The 22,141-nt window shown below is 66.2% G+C and carries 21 protein-coding genes and 3 tRNA genes; 10 read left to right on the top strand and 14 right to left on the bottom strand.

Annotated features, from left to right (window positions below; genetic code table 11):
- Positions 1-43 precede the first annotated feature (43 nt).
- The 8 genes from ACFQZZ_RS11455 to ACFQZZ_RS11420 form a co-directional block, all read right to left on the bottom strand.
- Positions 44-556: an O-acetyl-ADP-ribose deacetylase gene (locus ACFQZZ_RS11455; protein ID WP_378677865.1), complete on the bottom strand. Its 513-nt coding sequence runs from the start codon at positions 554-556 to the stop codon at positions 44-46.
- 106 nt (positions 557-662) lie between these two features.
- Entirely contained in the window at positions 663-1,514 is an 852-nt protein-coding gene (locus tag ACFQZZ_RS11450) for an SDR family oxidoreductase (RefSeq protein WP_378677862.1), read from the bottom strand.
- Positions 1,515-1,673: 159 nt separating this feature from the next.
- Positions 1,674-2,408 (bottom strand): hypothetical protein, encoded by a 735-nt coding sequence (locus ACFQZZ_RS11445; RefSeq protein ID WP_378677859.1) that lies wholly within the window; start codon positions 2,406-2,408, stop codon positions 1,674-1,676.
- A gap of 55 nt (positions 2,409-2,463) precedes the next feature.
- Positions 2,464-3,513, bottom strand: coding sequence for a ribosome small subunit-dependent GTPase A (gene rsgA, locus ACFQZZ_RS11440; RefSeq protein ID WP_378677857.1), 1,050 nt, complete (start codon positions 3,511-3,513; stop codon positions 2,464-2,466).
- A 274-nt stretch (positions 3,514-3,787) separates the two neighbouring features.
- Positions 3,788-4,885 carry a glycosyltransferase gene (locus ACFQZZ_RS11435; RefSeq protein ID WP_378677856.1) on the bottom strand — a complete coding sequence of 366 codons (1,098 nt, stop codon included), beginning with the start codon at positions 4,883-4,885 and terminating at the stop codon, positions 3,788-3,790.
- Positions 4,882-5,721, bottom strand: a complete 840-nt coding sequence (locus tag ACFQZZ_RS11430) for an ABC transporter ATP-binding protein (RefSeq protein ID WP_378677854.1) — start codon at positions 5,719-5,721, stop codon at positions 4,882-4,884. The genes ACFQZZ_RS11435 and ACFQZZ_RS11430 overlap by 4 nt, the downstream gene beginning before the upstream one ends.
- A 13-nt stretch (positions 5,722-5,734) precedes the next feature.
- The gene (locus tag ACFQZZ_RS11425) at positions 5,735-6,562 is read right to left on the bottom strand and encodes an ABC transporter permease (RefSeq protein WP_378678418.1); all 828 of its coding nucleotides are present in this window, start codon (positions 6,560-6,562) and stop codon (positions 5,735-5,737) included.
- Positions 6,563-7,015: 453 nt separating this feature from the next.
- Positions 7,016-7,624 carry a bacterial proteasome activator family protein gene (locus ACFQZZ_RS11420; protein ID WP_378677851.1) on the bottom strand — a complete coding sequence of 203 codons (609 nt, stop codon included), beginning with the start codon at positions 7,622-7,624 and terminating at the stop codon, positions 7,016-7,018.
- A 237-nt stretch (positions 7,625-7,861) separates the two neighbouring features.
- Here ACFQZZ_RS11420 and ACFQZZ_RS11415 point away from each other — a divergent pair, with 237 nt between their 5' ends.
- The gene (locus tag ACFQZZ_RS11415; RefSeq protein WP_378677848.1) at positions 7,862-9,064 is read left to right on the top strand and encodes a cysteine desulfurase-like protein; all 1,203 of its coding nucleotides are present in this window, start codon (positions 7,862-7,864) and stop codon (positions 9,062-9,064) included.
- Between the two features lie 128 nt (positions 9,065-9,192).
- Here the strand turns inward: ACFQZZ_RS11415 and ACFQZZ_RS11410 are convergent, their stop codons facing one another.
- Positions 9,193-10,197 (bottom strand): NAD(P)H-quinone oxidoreductase, encoded by a 1,005-nt coding sequence (locus ACFQZZ_RS11410; RefSeq protein ID WP_378677845.1) that lies wholly within the window; start codon positions 10,195-10,197, stop codon positions 9,193-9,195.
- 119 nt (positions 10,198-10,316) lie between these two features.
- Between ACFQZZ_RS11410 and ACFQZZ_RS11405 the strand changes: the two genes are divergently transcribed.
- The 3 genes from ACFQZZ_RS11405 (at position 10,317) to ACFQZZ_RS11395 (ending at position 12,145) form a co-directional block, all read left to right on the top strand.
- Positions 10,317-11,492 carry a lactate 2-monooxygenase gene (locus ACFQZZ_RS11405; RefSeq protein ID WP_378677842.1) on the top strand — a complete coding sequence of 392 codons (1,176 nt, stop codon included), beginning with the start codon at positions 10,317-10,319 and terminating at the stop codon, positions 11,490-11,492.
- A 43-nt stretch (positions 11,493-11,535) separates the two neighbouring features.
- The gene (locus ACFQZZ_RS11400; protein WP_378677839.1) at positions 11,536-12,036 is read left to right on the top strand and encodes a MarR family winged helix-turn-helix transcriptional regulator; all 501 of its coding nucleotides are present in this window, start codon (positions 11,536-11,538) and stop codon (positions 12,034-12,036) included.
- A gap of 24 nt (positions 12,037-12,060) precedes the next feature.
- Positions 12,061-12,145 (top strand) — tRNA-Ser (locus ACFQZZ_RS11395).
- Positions 12,146-12,212: 67 nt separating this feature from the next.
- Here the strand turns inward: ACFQZZ_RS11395 and ACFQZZ_RS11390 are convergent.
- On the bottom strand, positions 12,213-13,265 hold the full coding sequence (locus ACFQZZ_RS11390; RefSeq protein WP_378677836.1) for a nitric oxide synthase oxygenase: 1,053 nt from the start codon (positions 13,263-13,265) through the stop codon (positions 12,213-12,215).
- A 521-nt stretch (positions 13,266-13,786) separates the two neighbouring features.
- On the opposite strand from ACFQZZ_RS11390, the gene ACFQZZ_RS11385 reads away from it, so the two are divergent.
- Positions 13,787-14,818: a HoxN/HupN/NixA family nickel/cobalt transporter gene (locus tag ACFQZZ_RS11385; protein ID WP_378678415.1), complete on the top strand. Its 1,032-nt coding sequence runs from the start codon at positions 13,787-13,789 to the stop codon at positions 14,816-14,818.
- 87 nt (positions 14,819-14,905) lie between these two features.
- The gene (locus ACFQZZ_RS11380; protein ID WP_378677833.1) at positions 14,906-15,973 is read left to right on the top strand and encodes an alpha/beta hydrolase; all 1,068 of its coding nucleotides are present in this window, start codon (positions 14,906-14,908) and stop codon (positions 15,971-15,973) included.
- 15 nt (positions 15,974-15,988) lie between these two features.
- Here ACFQZZ_RS11380 and hisC read toward each other — a convergent pair whose 3' ends face one another.
- Positions 15,989-17,065 carry a histidinol-phosphate transaminase gene (gene hisC, locus ACFQZZ_RS11375; protein ID WP_378677831.1) on the bottom strand — a complete coding sequence of 359 codons (1,077 nt, stop codon included), beginning with the start codon at positions 17,063-17,065 and terminating at the stop codon, positions 15,989-15,991.
- Between the two features lie 96 nt (positions 17,066-17,161).
- Here hisC and ACFQZZ_RS11370 point away from each other — a divergent pair, with 96 nt between their 5' ends.
- The 3 genes from ACFQZZ_RS11370 (at position 17,162) to ACFQZZ_RS11360 (ending at position 18,192) form a co-directional block, all read left to right on the top strand.
- A complete protein-coding gene (locus ACFQZZ_RS11370; RefSeq protein WP_378677829.1) occupies positions 17,162-17,902 on the top strand; it encodes a dienelactone hydrolase family protein in 741 nt (246 codons plus the stop codon).
- 91 nt (positions 17,903-17,993) lie between these two features.
- Positions 17,994-18,083: transfer RNA gene (locus ACFQZZ_RS11365), tRNA-Ser, on the top strand.
- 36 nt (positions 18,084-18,119) lie between these two features.
- Positions 18,120-18,192: transfer RNA gene (locus ACFQZZ_RS11360), tRNA-Arg, on the top strand.
- Between the two features lie 303 nt (positions 18,193-18,495).
- Here ACFQZZ_RS11360 and ACFQZZ_RS11355 read toward each other — a convergent pair.
- Complete coding sequence (locus ACFQZZ_RS11355) at positions 18,496-19,215, bottom strand: maleylpyruvate isomerase family mycothiol-dependent enzyme (protein WP_378677827.1); 720 nt, start codon at positions 19,213-19,215, stop codon at positions 18,496-18,498.
- 104 nt (positions 19,216-19,319) lie between these two features.
- Positions 19,320-19,712 carry a RidA family protein gene (locus ACFQZZ_RS11350; protein ID WP_378677824.1) on the bottom strand — a complete coding sequence of 131 codons (393 nt, stop codon included), beginning with the start codon at positions 19,710-19,712 and terminating at the stop codon, positions 19,320-19,322.
- Positions 19,713-19,825: 113 nt separating this feature from the next.
- On the opposite strand from ACFQZZ_RS11350, the gene ACFQZZ_RS11345 reads away from it, so the two are divergent.
- Entirely contained in the window at positions 19,826-21,400 is a 1,575-nt protein-coding gene (locus tag ACFQZZ_RS11345; protein ID WP_378677821.1) for an esterase-like activity of phytase family protein, read from the top strand.
- Here the strand turns inward: ACFQZZ_RS11345 and ACFQZZ_RS11340 are convergent.
- Positions 21,397-22,104 carry a DUF998 domain-containing protein gene (locus ACFQZZ_RS11340; protein WP_378677818.1) on the bottom strand — a complete coding sequence of 236 codons (708 nt, stop codon included), beginning with the start codon at positions 22,102-22,104 and terminating at the stop codon, positions 21,397-21,399. The genes ACFQZZ_RS11345 and ACFQZZ_RS11340 overlap by 4 nt on opposite strands.
- Positions 22,105-22,141 lie beyond the last annotated feature (37 nt).

Raw genomic sequence — 22,141 nt, 5'->3', positions numbered from 1 at the left:
CCCGACGAGCCGTATCCGCCACCTCGGGTGCGGCTCGTCGGGTTTACAGAGCGTTGGCGAACGCTGTGTACGCGCGCTCGTCGAAAAGGACGAACCGCACCTCCGCCACGGCTGTCTTCGCATTGCGCACCGTCTCGACGGCGATCCGGGCGCCGTCGTCGATCGGCCAGCGGTAGATACCGGTCGAGATCGCCGGAAACGCCACGCTGCCGACACCCAATTCGTCTGCTACCCGGAGTGATTCGCGGTAGCACGAGGCCAGCAACTCGGTGCGGTCCTCGGTAGCCGACCACACCGGACCGACGGTGTGGATAACCCAGCGGGCGGACAGCTCACCGCCGGTGGTGGCGACGGCCTTGCCGGTGGGCAAACCCTTGCCGTAGTGGGAAGCGCGCAGAGCGCGGCAGGCGTCGAGGATCGCGGGGCCGCCAGCGCGATGGATGGCGCCGTCGACCCCACCGCCGCCGAGTAGCGAGGAGTTGGCCGCGTTGACGATCGCGTCGACCGATTGCTCGGTGATGTCGCCCCGGACCAAGGTAATGACGATTCCTGTCACGGTATCGACCGTAGTGGCAATCCTGGAACGTGGTCCGCGGGCTACTGGCACCGAGCGCCACGCGGGCAACTTTCGCTGCTCCGGCGCGACGCTCGGGCAGGGCGACCTACAGGAACAGGTCGGTGGTCAGTTCGCCGTCGCCGGGGACCACGCGGTACTTGTCGAGGTCGGTGATGCCGTGGGTGGCGAGGACTTCGTCGTCGAGGAAGAAGTTGCCGGTGGTCTCCTTCGCGGGCGAGGTGAGCACCAGGTAGGCGGCGTCGGCATAGATGTCGGGGGTGCGGGAGGTGGCGATCATTTCCTCGCCGCCGAGCAGGTTCTTCACGGCGGCGGTGGCGATGGTGGTGCGCGGCCACAGGGAGTTGACGCCGATGCCGTCGCCCTTGAGTTCCTCGGCCAATCCCAGTGTGGTCAGCGACATTCCGTACTTGGCGATGGTGTACCCGAGCGCCATGCCCGCCCACTTCGGATCGAGGTTCAGCGGCGGCGAGAGGGTGAGGATGTGCGGGTTGCGGCCCGCCGCCGCCGACTCGCGCAGCGCCGGAATGCTCAGCTTGGAGAGCAGGAAGCTGCCGCGGCAGTTGATGTCCTGCATGAGGTCGTACTTCTTCATCGAGATGGCGTCGGTGGGAGACAGGTCGATCGCCGAGGCGTTGTTGACCACTAGATCGATGCCGCCGAAGCGCTCCACCGTCTGGCGCACGGCCTCGGCCACCGACTCGTCGATGCGTACGTCGCCGACGAAGGGCAGCACCTGGCCGCCCGCGGCCTCCAACTCGGCCGCGGCGGTATGGATGGTGCCGGGAAGCTTGGGATGCGGTTGGTCGGTCTTGGCGATGAGGGTGATGTTCGCGCCGTCCGCCGCGGCCCGCCTGGCAATCTCCAGACCGATGCCGCGGCTGCCGCCCGACATGATCATCGTCTTGCCCGCGAGTGGCTTCGATCCCGATTCCGTCATGACCTGCTCCTGTCGTATGTGCCGCAGGTGGCGCCCGCGGCCTTCCGCGCTTGCACGTTAAGGGTAAACCCTGCCCCTATGCAACCAGTTGCATAGGGGGGTCGAAGAAAGGGGCATCGGAACCGTCGGGTTCCGATGCCCCTCCACAACGGTGGACCGCTACATGCTCGCGATCGTGACGATGTTGAGCAGGATGATCAGCGCGGTCAGTGCCCAGGTGATGTAGAGGAACACCATGCCCGGTGTCTTCTGCGGCACCTGGCCGATAGCGCCGTTGAGGAAGATCACCACGGGCGCACGGTAATAGAACCGCGTGCCCTGCCCCTCGGCGATCGGTGCCGTCACCGTGGCCGGGCCCATATCGAACAGCCACGGTGTGGTGACTTTGACGTGGTATTGGCCGGGTCCGACCGGGATGTGATTCTGTCCCCAGCGCGTGTTGGGCACGCGCTGACCGTTGACCAGGATTTTCGGCTTGGTCAGCGCGAGCAGGAATGTCCATACCGAATACGAGGCATCGACAGTGATGCCGGGCGGCGCGGGCGGCGCGCCATAGGGCGCCTGCTGAGCGAACTGCGGTGCGGGCTGCCCGTACGGCTGGCCATACGCAGGCTGTTGCCCGAACTGTGGAGCCTGCGGCTGGCCGTATGCCGGTTGGGCATAGGCGGGCTGCGGGATGTGCGGCTGGCTGACCGGTTGGCCATACGCAGGCTGCGGAATCTGCGGCTGGCTGACAGGAGGCTGGCCGTACGCAGGCTGCGGCTGGCCGGCCTGCTGATCCGGTGCATACTGCGGCGCACCGTATGGCTGCGGCGCACCGTACTGCGGTGCGGGCTGCCCAGGCCATTGCCCGGGCTGCTGGCCCTGAGGCGGATACCCGCCGGGGTAACTCATTCAACCCTCCCGATTAGCGATCAATGCGAGCCGACCCTACCGTGATTCGGCCAGTTCAGCGCCGCTGAGAGTTCCTCTCCTGGTAAGTCCTCCTGTGCTGCTTGGTGATTTCGCGCCAGGCCCGCTCGCGTTCGGCTTGCAGGCGTTTGTCGGTGCGCGCGGCCATCCAGGCATTCTCGCGGGCCAGCTTGCGATAGCTGTCGAACCGGCGCTGCGTCAGTTCGCCGTTATCGATGGCTTCCTGGACCGCGCAGCCCGGCTCGCCATTGTGCGCGCAATCGCTGAATCGGCAGTGTTCGGCAATGGATTCGACATCACTGAAAGTTTTCTCGATGCCTTCTGCCGCGTTCCACAATCCGATGCCGCGCAGTCCGGGCGTATCGATCAGCGTGCCGCCGCCGGGCAGCGGCTGCAGCTCCCGGTGCACCGTTGTGTGCCTGCCCTTCTTGTCGGCAGTTCGAACAGCGTTGGTGGCGAACACTTCTCGACCGAGCAGAGCATTGGCCAGCGTCGATTTGCCCGCGCCGGAAGGGCCGAGCAACGCGACGGTTCCGTCGAGCATCGCGGTGAGCACATCGAGCCCGACCCCGCTGCTCGCGCTGACCGCAAGCACTGCCGCGCCCGGCGCGACTGCCCGCACCTCGTCGAGCGGGATATCGAGCGCCGCATCCACTTTGGTAAGAAGCACAATCGGCTGCGCATTACTCTCCCAGGCCAGCGCGAGCATCCGCTCGATTCGCCCGAGATCGACATCCCCGTCGGCGGCGGAGCAAATCAGTACAGTGTCGACATTCGCGGCGAGCACCTGCCCCTGCGACCGTCCCGACACCGCGGAGCGCATGATCGCCGACCGTCGCGGCAACAGTTGCCGCACGTTCGATTCGGCGTCGATACTCACCCAGTCACCGGTACACAGCCCGCTGATCTCGGAATCCGCCCGCGGACACCGAGCCCGGGCAGGCCCCGACGGCGTCGCGACATCGCACTCGCTGCGATCCATCCGAATCACCCGCGCTGGTAGGCACCTATCCGCGATGAGCGCCGCATATTCATTGGCAACGGCTTCAGTCCAGCCGTAAGGGACAAGCAGGTCGTAGTCGACCATGATGGAAGGAATCCTTCGTCGAGCACTGAGCCCGACGAGGGCTCAGCGAAGTGAGAGAGAGGTGGAGGTCCGTCCGGCGGCGCACAGCAGCGCAGCTCGCCTGGGCATGACAATCCGAATCTTGGTAGTCATGCGGCCACCTCCTCACCTATCTCGTCGAAGTCCTCAACACCATGGCATCCCGCCCCGGCTCCGCGCAACCTATTTTCCCGCGCCGAATCGCGGGCGTGCGTGTGGTCGGAGGTGCGGAGATCGCCGGTCGGATACTACGTCGTCAGCCTTTGTCCGGCTTGCCGAATTGTTCGTTGCGGCCGAGGCTGCGGAGGTGGAACCATTCGCGCAGGCCGGCGGGGTCGCGGCGGGTGACGAGGAAGAACCAGGAGAAGCGGATCCATTCCTGGGGGAGGAGCTTTCGCATGCCGGGCTGGGCCATCAGGTAGCCGCGGTTGCGGTAGGTGAAGTAGCGCTTCACCGGGTCATCGGGGTACTGGGTGTGCATGCGACCGCCGAGGATCGGCTTGAATTCGGCGGCGCCGTTGGGGTGCAGGTAGGCCGTCTGTAGGCAGGTGCCGAAGGGTAGGCCGGAGCGGACCAGGCGGCGGTGTACCTCGACCTCGTCGCCGCGGACGAATAGGCGCAGGTCCGGCACGCCGATCACGTCGACCGCTTTCGCGGAGATCAGCGCGCCGTTGAACAGGGAGGCGATGCCGGGCAGGAAGTCCTCGTCGCCGAGTTCGGAGCGCAGGCGCCGCCACACCACGCCGCGGCGCAGCGGGAACGCGAGCCGATCCGGTTCGTCGATATCGCAGACCACCGGCGAGACTTCCGAAAGGCCGTGCTTGGCAGCACAATCCAGCAGGATGGAAAGCACCTCGGGGCCCTCTGGCCTGCCGTCGTCGTCGGCGAGCCACACCCAGTCCGCGCCCTGGGTGAGCGCATGCAGCATGCCGAGCGCGAAACCGCCCGCGCCACCGAGGTTGTGCGCCGAACCCAGGTAGGTCGATTCGATCGGCTGCTCCCGGACCAGGTCGGCGACCTCGGGTTCGTTGCCGTTGTCGATCACGATCAGGTGATCCACCGGTCGCGACTGGGAGGTAACGACTTTCAGCGATTCCGCAAGTAGCTCACGCCGCTTGTGTGTCACCACGACCGCGATGATCCTGGCATCCGGTCCGGTCCCGGTCGGGGTGAGGTCCGCCGCGGACGTCGCCGAAGCACCCGCTTTCGTGTCGCCGGGGCCGTCGGTCACTGTGCCGGTGGGGACGTCTGCCGCCGCAGCCTGCGCTGCCGTCTCGGCGGGGTCCTGCGGCGTATCGACCGGGGACTGACCCCCTGCGACGATCGGGGGTTCTTGCCCGGTCGACTCCGTCATGCCTGGTTCCGCTCCAGTTCTCGCTCGGTTCCCATTGTCCGCTCGGCTTCCATTTCGCGCAGCACGGTGGCGACGTGGTTTCCCGCGTCCGGTCCTTCGTAAGCGCGCACAACTTCTTCGATACCGCCGCGCAATCGGATCTGCCCGTGGTCGATCCACATGGCCGTATCGCAGAGTTGCGCGAGGAATTCATTGGAATGGCTGGCGAACACCAGGATGCCGGACCTGGCCACCAATGACTGCAACCGGATCCGGGCTTTCTTCATGAATTCGGCGTCCACCGCGCCGATGCCCTCGTCCAGCAGCAGGATCTCGGGGTCGATCGAGGTGACAACACCCATGGCCAGACGAACCCGCATACCCGTGGAATAGGTGCGCAGCGGCATGGACAGGTATTCACCGAGTTCGGTGAATTCGGCGATCTCATCGATCTTGGACAGCATCTGCTTGCGCGTCTGTCCGAGAAAAAGGCCACGGATGATGATGTTCTCGTAGCCGGAAATCTCCGGGTCCATGCCGACACCGAGATCGAACACCGGCGCCACTCGACCACGGATTCGCGCACTGCCGCGCGAGGGTTCGTAGATTCCCGAAAGCAGCCGCAGCAGCGTCGATTTGCCCGCGCCGTTGTGCCCGACCAGGCCGACCCTGTCGCCTTCTTTCAGCGAAAGCGTGATGTCGCGCAACGCCTCGACGACCACGACATCGGACTGGTTGCGCCCGATCGCGCCGCCCGCCTTGCCGAGGAATGCCTTCTTCAACGACCGCGATTTGGCGTCGAAAATGGGGAACTCGACCCACGCCTGGCGGGTTTCGATACTCACATGGTCGGTCATCGAGGCCCGTCTCCTATACCCAGTACGGCACGCGCGAACGGTACTGCTTCATTGCGAAGATCGCCACGATCCAACCGATCACGGTGATAGTGCCGACGATCACCCAGTGATACAGATGCTGATCGTCGCCGAGCAGCGGAGCCCGGATGATCTCCAGGTAGTGGAACGTGGGGACGATTTCGGCCAGTTTCGCGCGTTCACTGACCTCGCCGCCCTGCGCCTCCAGGCTTTTCGTATTCCACATGACCGGGGTCAGCACGAACAGCATCAGCGTGAGACTGCTGAGGATCGGTGCGATATCGCGGTAGCGAGTGCTGAAGATGCCGAACACGATCGACACCCACATCGCATTGAGGAACAGCAGTCCGAGCGCGGGGATGGCAAATATCGCGGTCCAGTGCAGTTTCTCCCAGACACCGAATGCGACGAGCACCACCAGATAGATCAGCATGTTGTGCGCGAAGAACAGCAACTGCCGCCACACCAGGCGATAGACATGCACACTCAGCGCCGAGGGCAGCTGTTTGATCAGCCCCTCGTTGGCGATGAACACATCGGAGCCCTCGAGGATGCTCGCATTGATCACATTCCAGACGATGATGCCGACGGCCACGTAGGGCAGGTATTCCTTGATCGGCTGGTCGAGCAGCGCCGCGTACAGCAGTCCGATCGCGGCGGCCTGCACGCCGGTCGCGATAGTGATCCAGAACGGCCCGAGCACCGAGCGCCGGTACCGCTGTTTGATGTCCTGCCAGCCGAGCGATAGCCAGAGTTCGCGCTGGGAAAAGCCGCTGCGGAAGTCCTGGAACGCGCGCTGGAAGGTCTGAGAATCCGACACGATCGGTGTCTCGACCGCGACGGACTCACCTGCGGGAGCGTCGTCTGCCGACGCGCTCGGCTGCTGGTCGGTGGTCACCGGGTCGGTGTTCTCTTCAGGACGCACGGTCTCTTCGGAACTCTCGTCGGAACGCGCTTGGCTGGTATCTGAACGCACTTGGCTCTTTTCAGGACGCCCCGGACTCACATCGGAAACCGAGTCGGGGCGAGCGGCAGCGGCGGGCACGATGTTCGACACTACCCTCGCGAATTCCGACCGGCCCGCGTGGCACACGCGGGCCTGCCATTGGCGACTGCTTGCAGGTCGCTCGGACCGCTAGCGACTGCTTGCAGGTCGCTCGGAAGGGGCCGCTAGCGACTGCTTGCAGGTCGCTCGGAAGGGGCCGTTAGCGACTGCTTGCAGGTCGCTCGGAAGGGGCCGTTAGCGACTGCTTGCAGGTCGCTCGAAAGGGTCAGCTCAGAGATACTGTCCGGTGCCGCCGGTGGCCTGGCCCGGTTGACCGGTGCGTGGGTCGACCGCATGGATTCCGGGCGGCAGCGCACCCTGACGCATCTGCTCCAGCTGGGCACGCGCCGCCATCTGCTGCGCGAACAGCGCGGTCTGGATTCCGTGGAACAGCCCTTCCAGCCAGCCGACCAGCTGTGCCTGGGCGATGCGCAGTTCGGCATCGGTGGGGATGGCGTCGTCGGTGAACGGCAGCGTGAGCCGCTCGAGCTCGTCGCGCAGTTCGGGGGCGAGGCCCTGTTCCAGCTCGCGGACCGAGGACTTGTGGATCTCGCGCAGCCGGGTGCGGCTGGCATCGTCGAGCGGTGCGGCACGCACCTCTTCCAGCAGCTGCTTGATCATGGTGCCGATACGCATGACCTTCGCGGGCTGCTCGACCATGTCGGCGAGCGATTCGCCGGAATCATCGTTGTCGTCCGAACCGTCGGATTTCTGGTCGCTGTCGGTGACAACCTGCGCGGTGAAGGGCGCGTCCGATCCGGCCTCCGCGGGGATAGCCAGCGGTCGGCCGTCGGGTCCGATCACGACGATGGATTCCGGTGCCTCATCCGATTGCGTCATGATCCCTATCATGTCGCGTCGGCTGTGAACACGCTAAGGCGGGCGGTCGAGGTCGCCGGAGTCCGTGCCGCCGCGGTGGGCCGGCGTTCTATTCTGTTCGGGTCGTGTGGTTCGGATTTGCTGAAAGTCGGTTGCCATGCTGAGTCCCAGGTCGTCGCGCTCGTGCCTGCTGATGTCCTTCCCCTCGAGAGGGAACGCGGTTACACAGCCTTGCCCGCTGCCCTTAGAGTGGCCAACATGACTTACGACGTCGCGAGGGTTCGGGGCCTGATACCGTCCCTGGGCGACGGCTGGATCCATCTCGACCCGCAAGCGGGGATGCTGGTCCCGGATTCGGTATCTCGTGCCGTCTCAACGGGTTTCCGCACGTCGTCGTTTTCCCATATCGGACGGAATGGCGCCGCGGTGCGCAGCGCCGCGATCCTGGACGCCGCCCGCGAGGCCGTCGCGGATCTGGTCGGCGGTGACCCCGCCGGTGTGGTGCTCGGACCGGACCGGGCGGTCTTGTTGGCCTGGCTGGCCGAGTCGCTGAGTTCGCGCCTCGGCCTCGGAACCGGGATTGTGCTGTCGCGCTTGGACGACGAGGCCAATGTCGCGCCGTGGTTGCGGATCGCGAACCGCTACGGCGCGCATGTGCGCTGGGCCGAGGTGGAGATCGAGACCTGCGAGATGCCCTCCTGGCAGTTCGAGGAATTGATCGGCCCGACCGCCCGGCTGGTCGCGCTGACCGCCGCGTCGCCGATCGTCGGCTCCGCGCCCGCGGTGCGGGTCGCCGCGGACCGGGTGCACGAGGTCGGCGGTCTACTCGTTGCCGACGCTTTCGGTGCGTCGCCGTACGCGCTCATCGATATCGACGAACTCAATGCCGACGTGGTCGCGCTCAGCGCCCCCGCATGGGGTGGCCCGCAGATCGGCGCGCTGGTGTTCCGTGATCCCGCGTTCCTGGACCGGATTCCGTCGATGTCGTTGAATCCGTATGCGAAGGGCGCCGAGCGGCTCGAGGTGGGTGGCCACCAATACGCCCTGCTCGCAGGGCTGACCACCTCGATAGATTTCCTCGCCGGGCTGGACGAACGGGCCACCGGCACCCGCCGCGAGCGCTTGGAAATGTCCATCACCTCACTGCAGGACTATCACGATCAGCTTTTCGAGCACCTGATGGACACCCTGGACAAGATCCCCAACCTGACCGTCATCGGCCGCGCGTCCACCCGCATCCCGACCGTCAGCTTCACTCTCGGCGGCATGCAGGCCGAAAAGGTCGCCGCCAAGCTCGCCGACAATCGCATCGGCACCCTCAGTGGCGTCCACGGCGGCAGCCGCCTGCTCGACGCGCTCGGTGTCAACGACGAAGGCGGCGCGGTAACCGTCGGCCTCGCCCCCTACACCACCAAATTCGAGATCGATCAGCTCGGCCGCGCCCTCGCCGCCTTGGAGTAATCGGCACTCGGCTGATCGGAACTGTGCGGCACCGCAATCCGTGTGGTTCGCCCCGTCGGGCGGCGGCGCAGTGCATTCAGCGCTCGGCCGGAGCGACCCCCGGCGTAGTTGTCAGAAGTCGCGGTTTGTCAGAAGTCGCGGACGCGCAGGATCACCTTGCCGAAGGTCTCGGAGGAATCGAGCAGGCGGTGGGCTTCGGGGGCGTCCTCGATCGCGAGTTCCGCGTGGATGACCGGGACGATGGTGCCATCGGCGATCAGTGGCCAGACGTGGCGGTTCAGGTCGGCGATGATGGCGGCCTTGCTCTGGTTTCCGGTGGCAGGCCGGTTGCGCACGTTGTTCGCGTGGATGTTGCCCCATTTGCTCAGCAGCGTGGCCAGATTCAGCTCACCGGCGACGCCGCCCTGCATGCCGATCACGACCAGATGGCCGTGTCGGGCGAGTGCCTCCACATTGCGCGGGAGGTAGGCGGCGCCCATGTTATCGAGAATGATGTCGGCGCCGGGGCCACCCGCACCGGACTCCTCGGCCCGGATCGCCGCGACGAAGTCGTCCTCGCGGTAGTTGATCAGCACGCTCGCGCCGAGCTCCTTACACCGGTCCAGCTTCTGCCGCGACCCCGCGGTCACCGCGACCCGCGCACCACGGGTCACCGCCAACTGGATGGCGTGGGTGCCGATTCCACTACCTCCGCCGTGGATCAGCACCAGCTGGCCCGCGTGCAAGCCCGCCGTCGTGACGAGGTTCGACCACACCGTGGCGGCCACCTCCGGCAATCCGGCCGCCGCACCGAGATCCAGCCCGCCGGGCACCGCAAGTACCTGCGTCGCGGGCACCACGACCCGCTCGGCGTACCCGCCGCCGGACAGCAGCGCGCAGACGCGATCGCCCACCTGCCAGCCGTGCACTCCGTCGCCGAGCTCGCCGATCACACCGGCGACTTCCAGGCCGAGGATCTCGCTCGCGCCGGCCGGCGGCGGGTAGAAACCCTGCCGCTGCAACAGATCCGCGCGATTGACACCGGCCGCGGCAACCTCGATCAGCACCTCACCATGTCCGGGCGCCGGATCAGGCGCCTCGGTCCACTCCATGACCTCGGGGCCGCCGAAACCATTCAGGTTGATTGCACGCACCCGACCCATACTGCCGGGTGTGCTGCCGGACCGTACGTGGGACGGCGTATTCGACTCGCCCGCGGACCAATCCGCCGAGCAACCTGCGCGAACGGACCGAACGGACTACCGTCCCACCCGTGACCGGCTTCGTCGACTTCCAGAACGAGATCTACCTGGGTGGACTCGGTGGTTCGGTGCCCGAATTGCCCATGACGGCGGCCGGATTGGAGCAGCGCGCACAGCAGATGCTCGACCCGGCCGCCTTCGCGTACGTGGCGGGCAGCGCGTCGTCCGAACGGACCGCCGCGGCCAACCGCAGCGCCTTCGATCGGCATCGGATCGTGCCGCGGATGCTGCGCGGTACTTCCGGGCCAGGGGCGCGGGATCTGTCGGTCGAGGTGCTCGGGACCCGATTGGCCGCGCCGGTGCTCACGGCGCCGGTGGGGGTGCTCGAATTGCTGCACGAGGACGGCGAGGTGATCGTCGGCGACGTCACCAAGGAACTCGGTGTCGGCACGGTGCTGTCGACGGCGGCGTCCTCGACTATCGAGGAAGTCGGCGCGGCGGCGGGCGACTGGTGGTATCAGCTGTATTGGCCGAGCGATGACGAGCTGGCTCGTTCGTTCGTCGCGCGCGCGGAGCGGGCCGGAGCCAAGGCGATCGTCGTCACCGTCGATACGCCGAGTCTCGGCTGGCGGCCGCGCGATCTGGCACTGGCGCATCTGCCGTTCCTGCATGGCAAGGGCATCGCCAACTACCTGTCCGACCCGGTCTTCCGCGCGAAACTGCCGATGCCGCCCGAAGACGGTGAGGACGCGATGCGGGTGGCGATCCTCACCTGGGTCGGCTTGTTCGGCAACCACACCCTGCGTCCGGCCGACCTCGGCAGGCTGCGCGAATGGACAGATCTGCCGATCGCGGTAAAGGGCATCCTGCACCCCGATGACGCCCGTCAGGTGGTCGACGCGGGCGCGGACGCGGTAGTGGTGAGCAATCACGGCGGCCGTCAGGTGGACGGCGCGATCGCCGCGCTCGACGCCCTGCCCGCGGTGGTCGCCACCATCGGCGACCGCGCCGACGTGCTGTTCGATTCCGGTGTGCGCACCGGCTCGGACATGCTGATCGCGCTGGCGCTCGGCGCGAAGGCCGTGCTGTACGGCAGGCCGTGGGCCTACGGTCTCGGCATCGCGGGCCGGGCCGGGGTGCGCCACGCGCTGCGGCTGCTGTTGGCCGATTTCGACTCCGCGCTCGGCCTTTCCGGGTGCGCGAGTCCGGCCGAGTTGGACAGATCACTCGTCGCGACCGCACGCTGAGCTGGGTGCCGCCTGGGATTTCCCCAGTTCAGACGCGCCTAGAATGGAGAACGTGTTTCCCGAACCGAGCGGTCGCGTTCCCGCTGAGCCAAAGTGGCTCGACCCGGTGCAGGCGCGCGCGTGGCGGGCCTACATGGACGGCCACCAGCGGCTGATGACAGCACTGAACCGTCAGCTCCAGCGCGATAGCGACCTCAGCGTCGCCGAATACCGGATCCTGGTCCTGCTCTCCGAGGCACCCGATCGATCACTGCGCATGAGCGAGCTGGCCGATGGCGTGCTGTCCTCCCGAAGCAGGCTGACCCACCAGATCCGGCGCATGGAAGCCCAGCACATGGTGCGCCGCAACACCTGCCTCGAGGACGGCCGCGGCGTGCTCGCCGAACTCACCGACGAGGGCCTGCGCAGGCTGGAGGCGGCGGCCCCCGGCCACGTCGACGCCGTCCGTCGCGACTTCATCGACCTGCTGACACCGGCCCAACTCGAGGTGATCGGTGAGGTCTTCGCGCGGATCGACCACGTGATCGACGAGCGTGCCGGCTGATCGGTCCGCTACGATCGTGACCCTGGAGATGTGGCAGAGCGGCCGAATGCACTCGCCTTGAAAGCGAGCGTCGCGAGAGCGACCGGGGGTTCAAATCCCTCCGTCTCCGCTCATCCGCCTCCCGGGTACTCAGCTGACATGGTGGGTGCCCGGGAGGCGCGTTACGGGCCTTCGGATTACGACCGGCGCACGAAGTTGGGGCGGATGTCCAGGTCGGGCGGGTCGTAGTAGCGGTGGAAGGTCGGGGTCAGGCCGGCCGAGATCGGGGGGTTCACCCACGTCCAGTCGGTGGGGCAGGGGCGGCCTGCGGCCTCTTCGCGTTTGACGTGGTCGCAGAATTGTTTGGCCACGGTGTGGTGGTCGACGATATAGACGCCGGACTTGCGATAGCTGTGGAGGACCGCGCGGTTCAGTTCGACCAGGGCTTGGTCGCGCCAGAGGGTGCGTTCGTGGCGGGTGTCGAGACCCATCATCTCGCCGATCAGCGGGAGCATGTTGTAGCGGTTGGTATCGCTGAGGTTGCGCGCGCCGATTTCCGCGCCCATGTACCAGCCGTTGAACGGGGCGAACGGGTAGGTGATGCCGCCGATCTCCAGGTTCATGTTCGAAACCGCCGGTACCGCATGCCATTTCAGGCCGAGTCCGGTGAACCAGTCGAAGTCGGGGTGCTCGAGTTCGACCTCCCGTGTCAGCTCGGGCGGAACGTCGAACCAGCGGATCGGCTCGTCCGGGGTGCTGATGAGCACCGGCAGAATGTCGAACGGCGTACCCTCGCCGCGCCAGCCGAGCTTCGTCGCGAACTCGGTGATCGCGATATTCGCCGCATCGCCGGTGACGGAGCCGTCGCCATTGCGATAACCCGCGTAGCGGATCAATTGTGGACTGACGATACGGAATTCGCGTCCGTCGGCTTGGCGTGGCGGGCCGACGGTGATCATCGACTGGATCGCACCGCCATTGGTGGCCATCTGCAAATGCTGCCAGCAGACCTCGGCGAGATCCCGGGCCGAGCGCACGCGCCGCGCATCGAGCAGCTTCAGCGACCGCCAGTGTTTTCGACCGACACAGCGAGCGTGGTTGCGCCACGCGAGCTTTGCCCCGATCAGGATTTCCTCGGCCGTCTGCATGTAGCCACCGGTCTGCTCGAGCTGCTCCAGTGCGCTACGGCGGCGGTGCGTCGACAGATGGGCCAATTCGGGCTGTCGGTAGAATTCGTCGCACTCATGCATGCGGCGCCGCAGCTCCTGGCTGAAAGACTGTGTGTCAGAGGCGGTTTGGAGCGGATTTTCGAGCGACGCTACGGGTCGCACTTGGTTCACGGTTTTCTCCGGTCGGGCATCAGGAACTGCGGCCAAACAGACAGACATCGTTCGAGCAGAGAATTCGCGCACGTGGCGCAGTGGGCACTGATCGAGTCGGGCGGACCGCGAGATAGCTCGTCGGTTGCGGTGGCCGTCGGTTGCGCGTGGTGGTCGACGGAACGAGCGAAGCGGGCTACCAATTTGCCGCGGACGCACATCGCAGCATGACCTTGCTGCTGGTGTTTGCTATCCGCGATCATGCTCGTCCCAATCGACGGCTGAAAAGGCCCGTATAGCAGGGTACGACCGGTGTGCTGGTCGTGTGCCCGGATTGAAAGTATTGGCTGTTCGGACCGATAACGAGGGTCCGAATCCCGTGTGTCGCGCTACGGTTGATTGGTTCGGCTCGTCCAGTAGTGAGGGTTTCGCTCGTGCGCGGTGTCGTAGGTATGGCGCTTGCCGTTATCGCACTTCATGTCCTCGGGTGGGGGACATTGCTGTTGTTTGTAGTGCCGGGCCATCACGTGGTGCAGGGCGCGGTTTTCGGTGTCGGTCTCGGTGTCACCGCGTACACGCTCGGGATGCGGCATGCCTTCGATGCCGACCACATCGCCGCGATCGACAACACCACACGAAAGCTGGTGGCGGAAAACGGTAAAAAGAAGGTCCAAACGGTCGGTTTCTGGTTCGCCCTCGGTCATTCGAGCGTGGTGTTCATCCTCGTCGTACTGCTGGCCCTCGGCGTGCGTGCGCTCGCGACAAACCTGGAGAACGAGGATTCGGCGCTGCAGCACTGGACCGGGCTGTGGGGCACGAGCGTCTCCGGCGCCTTCCTGATCGCGATCGGCCTGCTCAATCTTGCTTCGCTGCTGGGGATCTGGCGCGTCCTGCGGCGAATGCGCCAGGGCGAGTTCGACGAAGCACGGCTCGAGCGCGAGCTGGACAACCGGGGCCTGCTCAACCGAGTCCTCGCGCCGGTGGTTCGGCTGGTTCGCAAACCGTGGCAGATGTATCCGGTCGGTCTGTTGTTCGGGCTCGGCTTCGACACCGTCACCGAGGTCGGCCTGCTGGTGATCGCGGGCGGCGCGGCCGCGACCGAGCTGCCGTGGTATTCGATTCTCGTTCTGCCGGTGCTGTTTTCGGCGGGCATGGCGCTGTTCGACTCGCTCGACGGCTCGTTCATGAGCTACGCCTACGACTGGGCGTTCGCCAAGCCGGTCCGAAAGATCTACTACAACTTGGTGATTACCGGATTGTCGGTGGCGGTGGCGTTGCTGATCGGTGGACAGGAGATCGTGTCGATCTTCGCCGACAAGCTCGAGGTCGAATCGGGGCTCATCGGCTGGATCGGAAACCTGGATTTGGGTGATATCGGCTACATCGTCGTCGGTCTGTTCGTGGCGACCTGGGCGGTCGCGGTGGCGGTATGGCGCTTCGCCGGAGTGGAACGGCGCTGGCAGGACCGTTTGGCCGCCGACTGAAGATAATGGAAGTGATGCAGGTCACATGTTTGCTCACGTAAGTATGGCGTCGGCGTCGACCTCCGCATCTCTGGCAGGATGGCAACCATGCTGTCTCGGCGCGGGGTGCGGCGTTGGGTCTCCAGCGCCATGGTGAGTGTCGCACTGTTATCGGGTGCGATGGCGGTCGGTGCGTCATCGGTATCGGCGGCGCCGGGCGATACACCGCTGCCCAGCACCGGATCCTCGGATGGTCCCGCTCCGGCCGAGCCGACGACGACGCCCGCCTCACAGGCCTCCATCGACCACATCGAACCGATCACCGACCGTTGGCTGCGTGTGTTCGTGCACTCGCCCGCCATGAGCCGCGTCGTAGAGGTGCAGGTGCTGCTGCCGCGTGAGCGCAACCATCCGCGCCCGACGGTGTACATGCTCGATGGCCGCACCGCGAACCCGACCAGCAACAACTGGACCGAACTTGGACACGCGGACGAGTTCTTCGAAGACAAAGACGTCAATGTGGTGCTGACGGTGGGCGGTCCTGCCAGTTTCTACACCGACTGGCAGCAGCCGGATCCGGTGCTCGGCACCAATATGTGGGAGACGTTCCTCGCCAAGGAACTGCCGCCGCTGATCGACACGACGTTCGACGGCAACGGGCGCAACGCGGTCATGGGTGTCTCGATGGGCGCCGAGGCCGCCATGATGCTCGCCTTCCGGCAGCCGAAGCTCTACACGGCGGTGGCAGCGCACAGCGGATGTTTTTCCACGGGAACCGATCTCGGGCAAGCGCAGGCCCGCACGGTGGTGGCCACCTACCGCGGCGAGCCGGACAATATGTTCGGCCCGTACCACGATCCCGACTGGCTCGAGCATGACGTCATAATGAACGCGGATCGCTTGCGCGGCAAGACAATCTACCTGTCGGTCGGCAGCGGTCTGCCCGGCAAGTACGACACACCGAACAATCCGGACATGGTCAGCACCATCGGATTGGGTGGCCCGCTCGAGGCTGCCACGAATGCCTGCACGCAGCGGCTCGCCGATCGGCTCACCACCCTCGGCATCCCGGTGACCTCGCACTTCCGGCTGACCGGAACCCACTCGTGGCCGTACTGGCGCGACGAGCTGGCCCGGTCCTGGCCGACGGTGTCGCGCCCGCTCGGCGTCGCCTGACCGGACCGTGGCAGCTCAGCCGAACTGTGCCGCCACAGCCGGATCGGTGGCGAAGCGCAGGAACTGATCGTTTTCGTGCGGATCGCCGATGGTCACCCGGACACCGTCGGTGCCGTACGGGCGCACCAGCACACCGGCCTCGGCACTCGCCTCGCCGAACTCGGCGCTGCGCGTTTCGAGTGGAAGCCACACGAAGTTCGACTCGCTCGGCGGCACCGCGTAGCCGGCCGTGAGCAACGCCTCGCGGACCCGCTCGCGTTCGACGACGAGATTGTCGGTCCGATCCAACAGCTCGTGCCGTGCCTCCAGCGAGGCGATCGCGGCGGCCTGTGCGACCCGGTTCACGCTGAACGGGATGTGCACCTTCAGCAGCGCGGTGATCACCGCCGGATCGCCGACGGCGTAGCCCGCGCGCAAGCCCGCCAGACCGTAGGCCTTGGAGAAGGTGCGCAGCACAACGACATTGGGACGGGTCCGGCCCAACTCCACGCCGTCGGGCCGGTCCTGAGGGGTCAGCCGCAGGTACTCGTAGTAGGCCTCGTCCAGCACGATCAGTACGTGCTTCGGGATCGCGTCGAGGAAGCGCGCCAGTTGATCCTTGCCGACCGCGGTACCCGTCGGATTGTTCGGGTTGCAGACGAAGATCAGCTTGGTGTGCTCGGTGACCGCGGCCGCCATCGCGTCCAGATCGTGCACCAGCTCCGAGGTGAGCGGCACCTGCACCGCGGTCGCGTTGCCGACCTGGGTGACGATCGGATATGCCTCGAACGAGCGCCAGGCGAACAGCACCTCGTCGGTCGGCGACGCGCAAGTGATCTGCACGAGTTCCTGGCACAGCGCGACGCTGCCGCAACCGACGGCGACATTCGCCGTGGTGACGCCGAGGAAGTCCGCGAGCGCCGCGCGTAGCTCCGCGGCCTGGTTGTCCGGATACCGGTTGGCCAGTTCGGCGGCTTCGGCAATCGCCTTCGCGGCGGCAGGCAACGGACCGAAGGTCGTCTCGTTGCTGGCCAGCTTGACTGCGCCGGGATGGTTGCGACCTGGGACGTACGCCGGGATGGAATCGAGGTCCGGCCGGATCTTCGCGCTCACACTCCCAGCCTATGCCGAGTACCAGAAAATCTATGGGGGAGGGCCGCTCACGTGCAATTTCTCGCGAAGATCAGAATGTCGCCCTACGCTGGTTCCATGTCGGGCACTTATGACGATATTGCGCCGCTGCGTGGTGGCGACGACATGATTTCCGATCCAGGCGCGGATTCGTCGCTGGACATCCGGCGACATGCGGCCAATAAACAGGTGCCCATCACCGTGACCGAGCCGGAGGGCAATGCCCGCGGCGGGATCGTGGTGCTGCACGAATCCCGGGAGTTCACCGGTACATTGCTGGAGCTCATGGCGGCGCTGGCGAACGAGGGTTGGACGGTGGTCGCGCCTAACCTGTTCCACCGGGTCAACGGTGAACCGGCCACCGAGATCTTCGGCGACGAGCTCTTCGAGGATTTCGACGCCTGCTTCGACTGGCTGACCCGCCGTGGCGTGTTCCCCGACTGCATCGGCGTGCTCGGCTTCGACCACGCGGGCACCGCCGCCTTCCTGGTCGCCACCAACCGCCCGATCGGCGCCGCGGTGAGCGTCGCGGCACCCGGCATCGTCGAGCCGCTCACCGAACGGGCCGACGCCCTCGTCCGCGCCGCGCCGAATCTGCAGGCCCCCTGGCTCGGACTCTACGGTTCCGACGATCCCGCCACCCCGCCCGCAGACGTCGACAAACTGCGCGACGCGGCCGCCCGTGCCGCGGCGGCCAGCCTCGTCATCAGCTACCCCGGCCTGCACCACCGTGCTGATCATCCCGGCGCCGACGACGACATCGATTTCATTGATTCGCAAACCAGGATCTTCGACTGGTTCGACAGCAATCTACGGTGATAACCAGGCGTTTTGCGATCTGGACGGCAGCTCATGTAACCTTCATGCTCGGCGGTTCGAAAGGACCGGTGCCCTCGAAGAGAAGGCTCCAGGAGGCGTGCCAGAGCGGCCGAATGGGACTCACTGCTAATGAGTTGTCCCTTCACGGGGACCGGAGGTTCAAATCCTCTCGCCTCCGCCACACCCCGGTTTACCGGGTAACAACTGAACACCGCATGCGCCCGTAGCTCAACGGATAGAGCATCTGACTACGGATCAGAAGGTTAGGGGTTCGAATCCCTTCGGGCGCACACAGGTAGAAGGCCCCTTCCGGAATACCGGGAGGGGCCTTCTCGCATCTTTTGACGACAATGTCACTCGAACAGGGCATCCATCCCGGTCACCGCGTCCCGCTGATTACGTCGATGCCGATGCCCCGTCGTTCTCCGGTCGGCGCGGTCGCCAACGCACAGCCCGCAATTGCCGATCGACTCCGGCGTGCGGCGGTGTAGGCGATGAGGACCAAGCGCGTGGCCACCGCGCGGTGCTGTTCGAGCTGATTCCGCATTCGACGGCGTAGCGCGCTGCTTGCAGTGGCTGTTTCGTTTGTCGGTTTACTTCCAGGCGGGGAGAGTCGGCAGGTTGCCGGTCAGGTCGGCGCCGGTGGATCGGCCGAGGAGCCAGGCCAAGAGGGATGTGGCTGGGCCGCTGACGGTGTGGGACGGTGCGGTGGCGCCGATGGTCGCGGTGAAGCCGGTGTCCGTGGCGTGGATGGCGAACGCGGCGGTGTCGGATGCGGCCTTGGTGAGGTCGGCGGCGGCTCGGGGAAGTAGGCGGGTGACGAAATCGGTTGGCCAGTCGGCGGGTTGGTAGCCTGCGGCCAGGTCGACGTGGTGGATTTCGACCTCTTGCAGGCGCATCCAGATCACCTCGGTGGCGGGGATCGGCCTGCCCTGTCTGGTGCGGACGGTGGCTTCCCAGGCTGCTGCGGGGGCCTCCAATGCGAGGGCGAGCCAGCGGTTGGCGGCGGCTTCGTTGTCGGCGAGTTGGTCGGCCAGCGGGCGGGGGGCCCCTGCTTCGATGTCGGCGTCGCGGATGAGCATGCTTGCGTACTGGGGTGTTTCGATGCCGGTGCGGGCCCAGAGCAGGAGGTTGACCAGGCTGTCGGCGTTGCGGGCCAGGTGGGCTAGTACGTGGCCGCGGGTCCAGCCCGGCAGCAGCGAGGGCTCGGTCACGTCGCTGTCGGTGAGACGACGTGCGCTGTCGAGGAAGCGTGCCGTCGCCTGGGCGACAGTGTCGAGCTGAACGGTGGTTTCCGGAGCATCGCTGGTCACGGTTGCGACCCTAGCGACCCGAGCCCGGCCCCGCCCGCAAAGCGCGGAGTTCCTGCCTACAGCACCGCAGTCGCGCCCGAGTCGACGAACCGGGCCCGAGGTTCCTACTCGCGGACAATCGCGTCGGCCTCGATCTCCACCAGCAGTGCGGGGGTGATCAGTGCCTTGATCTCGTACATGGAGGCGGCGGGGCGGATGTCGCCGAAGACCTCGGCGTGCGCCTTGGCGATCTCGGGCCAGCGGGAGATGTCGGTGACGAAGATTCGAGTGCGGATCACATCCTCGAGGCTCGCACCGGCGTCGGTCAGCGCGGTAGCGATGCGGCGCAGGACTTCCCTGGTCTGCTCGCCGATGTCGTCGCCGCCGACCGCCGCGCCGCCGGGGAGCGAGGCCGTGGTGCCGCTGACCGCGATCACGTTGCCGAGCCGGACGGCGCGGGAGTAACCGACGATGTCTTCGAATTCGGAGGCCGAGGATACGTTCACACGAGCGGTCATGACGCCAGCATGACAGGTGTGACGAGGTGAGCCCGCGCCGAGCGCGCACGGTCGACACCGACTCGTCACCCGGTCGTCTAGCGCAAGTCGGATACACAAGGTAGGCAGGCACAGTGAACGCTCGATCTCGTCCTCGCATTGCCGCCCTTGCCGTCCTGTCCGTCGGCGTGCTCGTCACAGGCTGCTCGTCTTCGGACTCGAAGGTGGACTTCACCGTGGCCGAGGGTCAGCCGCTGGTGATCTCCCTGGATGATCTGCTCGACGCGACGGGTGGCAGTGCCGCCGTCGCCTTCGCCGATCCCGCACACGGCTCGCTGAGCAGGCGCATCGATGGCGCGCTTGTCTACCGGCCGCAGCCGGGATACACCGGGGCCGACGAGTTCACGGTGACCACCACCGACGCGGTCCGCTTGTACACCACCGACATTCCGCCGCTCGGCGAGTTCGGTGGAACGACCGTGCAAGGCAGCGGTTTCGGCTCGGCGTGGACCCCGGTGCCTGGATCGAAGGACGAGTTCTACGGACTCACCGACCGCGGCCCGAACGTGGACGGTCCCGGCAAGAACGAGAAGCTTTCGCCGACACCGGGATTCGTCCCCGAGATCGGCCGGTTCAAGCTGGTCGGCAACCGCGCGACGCTGCAATCCTCGATCGATCTGCACACCGCGAACGGCACCCCGTTCAACGGCCAGGTCGATGTCGCGGCGAGCACCGGCGAAACCATCCGCGACCTCGCGGGCACCGTGCTGGCGCCCACCGACCACGGGCTCGATCCGGAGGGTCTGGTCGCGCTGTCGGACGGCACCTTCTGGGTTTCCGACGAATACGGCCCGTTCCTGGTGCATTTCGATGCCAAGGGCGCCGAGATCGAACGGCTCGCTCCCGGCGCCGGACTGCCCGAGGAGATCGCGCTGCGCACCCCGAACCAGGGCATGGAGGGTCTGACCATCACACCCGACGGCAACACCCTCGTCGGTGTGGTGCAGAGCGGCCTGAAAACCCCTGGGCTGGACGGCTCGGCCAAGGAGGTGCCGATGACCCGCATCGTCACCGTTGACCTGAAAACCAAAGCGCTGCACGAATTCGTCTACCCGCTGGAGAATCCGAAGCAGACGAAGGTCGCGATCTCGGAGATCACCGCGTTGAGTCCGACCACCTTCCTGGTCGACGAACGGGACGGCGCCCTGCCGCCCAAGTCGAACAAGAAGCTGTGGACCATCGACATCTCCGGCGCCACCGACGTCGGCCCGCGGTCGAGAGTGTCCGGCGCGCAATATGATCCGAAACGCGGCGGCCTGCAGATCGACGGCAAGCCGCTGGAGACCCTGGTCGGCACGGTGCCGACCGCGGAGGGGATCGCGGCGCTCAACCGGGCGGGCGTCACCCCGGTCGCGAAGATCGAGAACCTCGACCTCACTGCATTGGTCACCGGGCTGAACGCCGATGGCAAGTTCTACGGGCACGACAAAATCGAAGGCATCGCGACTCGGGACGGCGGCAAGACGATCTACATCGCCAACGACAGCGACTTCGGTTTGGCCGGAAGCAAGGGCGAACAGCTGCCCTTCGGGCTGCAACCGAAGACACTTCCCGACGGTGTGCAGGACACCGGCGAGATCCTGCTCGTGGATACCGACAAGCTGCCCGCGAAGCTCGACAGCCACACCGTGCGCCTGCAGATCGGTTAGCTATCCGGGTCGGTCCATTCCCGACCCTCCAGAATCACCGCCGCGGCCAGCGTGATCAGCCATAGCGACATCGATCCGACCTGGATCCGCTGGGCGATGCCGAGCGCGTAATTGCCGATCAGGTTGTCGGCGACCAACATCCACACGGTCGCCGCCGACCCGATCACCAGCACAACCAACCCGGTCTCCCGCAGGATCCGCCAGCGGTGGTACTTGAACGCGGCCAGGCTGAACGCGAAGGCGGCGACCGCGATCGAGGTCACCGCGATGGTGCTTGTCAGCGCGTGCGGCTGATGCAGCTGCGGGAACAGTTCGCTGCCGCCACCGCCGCACGCGGCGTTGTCCTGCGCGGTGCAGTCGCGCAATGGCAGCAGCACGTCGCCGATGGTCGCGGCGCCGAAACAGCACAGCGCCACCCAGCCGACGGTGGTGAATCCGCGCCGCGGGAACAGCAGCAGCCCGGCAATGCCCGCCGGTATCAGCAGCGCGCCGACGATCTTGTCGGCCGTTGCGAAAATCTCGCGGTAGGGCTTGCCCTCCGCGTCCAGTTCGCTGAGGAACGAGTTGACCGGATCGACAGCGATGTCGAGGACGAATTCCAGCAACCACGACGAATAGCAGAGCCCGGCAATCGCGATGGCCGCCGCGATGAACCAGGAGGCCACGCGTACCCGTCGTTCGGCGATCTTCCGGCGATCACTCACCCGACCCATTGTCCCGCCTGTGGCAGGCTCGGTGATC

It is taken from the genome of Nocardia sp. GCM10030253 (assembly GCF_042675075.1).
GTDB lineage: Bacteria > Actinomycetota > Actinomycetes > Mycobacteriales > Mycobacteriaceae > Nocardia.
The sequence above is the reverse complement of the archived record's forward strand: the minus strand, read 5'-3'. Positions and strand labels throughout refer to the sequence as shown.